The sequence below is a fragment of the Parablautia muri genome (assembly GCF_009917485.1).
In the GTDB taxonomy this organism is placed as follows: Bacteria; Bacillota; Clostridia; order Lachnospirales; family Lachnospiraceae; genus Suilimivivens; species Suilimivivens muri.
In genome coordinates this window covers 1-2,708 of record NZ_QZDT01000129.1, presented here as the reverse complement: position 1 = coordinate 2,708, position 2,708 = coordinate 1, and the positions used below count along the sequence as shown (strand labels likewise).

Here is a 2,708-nt window from a genome sequence, read left to right as displayed (position 1 = left end):
AAACAAAGGAAACATAACAGGAATAGGAAGAACGAGCATTCTTCAACCTAGGACTAGCTTTAAAGGCGGATCCATTAAATGGTATAAGGACAAGCCCAAACAAGAAAGCAAATAAGTTGTGACAGGTAGCAGGGCGAATGGTTTTTGTAGAGTTCGATTCTCTACGCGCCCATTTCAATAGGCCATTGAAAGCAACTATTAAATATTCATATAGGAAGGAGACGGTATAACAATGACAGGTGAAGCATTATCAGTATCACAGTCAGATATATTAAATACCTACTATGCCGACAACGCAAAAAAGCTTCATAAGACGGTTGACAGGATATTGTGTAAGTTTGGCGGATTGTCGGGGAAAGATACGGACGATTTCTATTCCCTTGCAAATGAAGTTTTTGCAGACGTTATAAAAAGATATGATTATAAGCAGTCTTTTGATGGGTTCTTGTATTCCTGCCTATCAAACAAGATTATGACAGAGATCACAAGAAGGAACCGTGAGAAGCGCAAGGCAGACAGAATGTGTGTTTCGCTGGATACGCCTGTGGGGGATGATGATGGGCTGACTATAGGAAACATAATTGCGGATAATTTTGACACATTCGAGGAAGTGAACAAGAGACAGGGAAAAGGACAATATCAGGATAAAGTCAGCCGTTATATAGCAAGGTTATCCAACTGCCAGGTAAATATTTTGAATCTCCTGATTGATGGATTCAGACCGGGAGAGATACAAAGGATGTTGGAAATATCACCAACGGAATATGCAGATGCTTTACAGGTAATGAGAAGCTATGAGAATATAAAGGTTTTATTTTAAGGAGAGAGCCATTATGAAGATCAGGAAGCAAACTTATTCATTGGATATGTACTTAAAACAGCTTAATGCGGAGACGATCCGCACAGACCAGGATTGCCAGAGGCTTTCAGGACAGTGGAAGCCAAACATGGTCGGAGAACTGATAGCTACAGTATTGACCGACAATTATATTCCTCCGATTATCTTGGGGGAGGAAACCTCAAACGGGATATCAAAATTGTGGATTATTGATGGGCTCCAGCGTTCAAGCTCCCTTTCTATGTTCCGCTATGGAAATACTAAAATTGCAAAAAGCATTGATGAATATCTTGTGACATACCAGCGGAAAATTTTGGATGGAAACGGGAACCCGAAGCGTGACAGCCAGGGTGAAATCATATGGGAATCCGTGGAATATGACATTCGTGGAAAATCGTACGAGCAACTCCCAGAAGAATTGAGAGATAGATTTGACGGCTATCAGATAGAGACAGTTATACACCAGAATTGCGATACAACGGAAATTTCCAAGCTTGTGAGACGGTTTAATAACCATACAGCCATGAACACGGCGCAAAAGGCATTTACATATTCGGATGCTTTCGCAGGGGAAATCAGAAATATCACGAGAAACCGCTTTTTTCTTGATATATATACATGTAGCCGCAATGAACGAAAAAATGGAACGATAGAGCGTGTCATTGGCGAGACGGCACTGCTTTGTATCCACCCTGATTTATACCGAAAGGACACAAAAATAAACTTTAAGGCACTGAATGAGAATGCAAGCCTATCCGATTTTGATAACCTGAATGATCTGCTTACAAGGCTTACGGTATCAGTGGGAACTACAACTGAAATCCGTGGTCTGTTTAACAGCAAGCATGCACATATCTTTATAACAGCGTTCAATAGGTTTCTGGAAATGGGGCATGAGGCAAAGGAATATGGAAAATTCCTTGAATGGTTTGTTAACGGTGGGAATGAGTCAGAGATTAACGGAACAACTTGGGAAACGCTAAATGAAAATAAAGCGACAAGAGATACCAATATTGTCCGTGGGAAAATTGATTATCTGGAAGCATTGTTTGGAAAATATTTTAGTGAAGTGAAGAAAGCGGCCTAGCGGGAAATTTAAGGGGAGGGCAAGTCTCTCCCCTATATACAAGGGAAGTGAGGAAAATTATGTTTACGGTATCAGATATTATTTCGGATGTTCAAAGAGGAATTGCGGCAAATAACATGATAGAAACATATTTTACATATAGGCTGGTTTACTTCATAAATGAAAATGGAAAAGGGAGAAAATGTTATGTAGATACACCGTATGAAAATTTACGGCAATCATTGGAAAATATTATTAGGAAAAATTTGTCCACAACAAATACTGTTGTGATTGCGGCAGTTTCAGTACGGAAAAACAGGGAAATCGTTTCCTTGCTTAGTAGGGCATACGGATTTGATTTGGGTGAATATTTTCGGAAAATATGTGAATCAAAAGAGAAAGATAATATAAACAGCTATTACGGAAGGAGGAAAGCGCAATGGTGTTAGAGTATGATCCAAAAGCTAGAAGTCCTTAATGTGGAAATGGTCAGGAGAGGATGAAATACTGAGAATGACGAGTTAAGCGCTTTATGTTTTGTTGAGATGAGCTATGTTGAGTTCGGTTGGGTTTGGTTATGCTGCGTTAAGTTAAGATATGCTATGTTGAGTCAGGCATTTTGAGTCAAGGTATTTCAAATATGGCGGTTGGAAAATTCTGACCGCCGCATGGAAAGGTGGAATAGAAAATGACGGAAAAAGATTATGAAACATATAAGTTCATTATCGACTATATCAAAGAACATGGATATTCCCCGTCTTACAGGGAAATCGCTGATGGCGTAGGTGTCAGAGCTGTATCTAC

At 39.7% G+C, this 2,708-nt stretch carries 4 protein-coding genes; all 4 read left to right on the top strand.

The genetic code is table 11. The features are described from left to right. The first annotated feature begins 232 nt into the window (after positions 1-232). The gene (locus D5281_RS24515; RefSeq protein ID WP_160562479.1) at positions 233-820 is read left to right on the top strand and encodes a hypothetical protein; all 588 of its coding nucleotides are present in this window, start codon (positions 233-235) and stop codon (positions 818-820) included. 13 nt (positions 821-833) lie between these two features. Continuing rightward, on the top strand, positions 834-1,925 hold the full coding sequence (locus tag D5281_RS24510) for a DUF262 domain-containing protein (RefSeq protein ID WP_160562478.1): 1,092 nt from the start codon (positions 834-836) through the stop codon (positions 1,923-1,925). A 59-nt stretch (positions 1,926-1,984) separates the two neighbouring features. Beyond that, positions 1,985-2,353, top strand: a complete 369-nt coding sequence (locus tag D5281_RS24505; RefSeq protein WP_160562477.1) for a hypothetical protein — start codon at positions 1,985-1,987, stop codon at positions 2,351-2,353. A 239-nt stretch (positions 2,354-2,592) separates the two neighbouring features. After that, the coding region (locus D5281_RS27295) for a LexA family protein (protein ID WP_408637315.1) at positions 2,593-2,708 on the top strand (116 nt) is incomplete at its 3' end.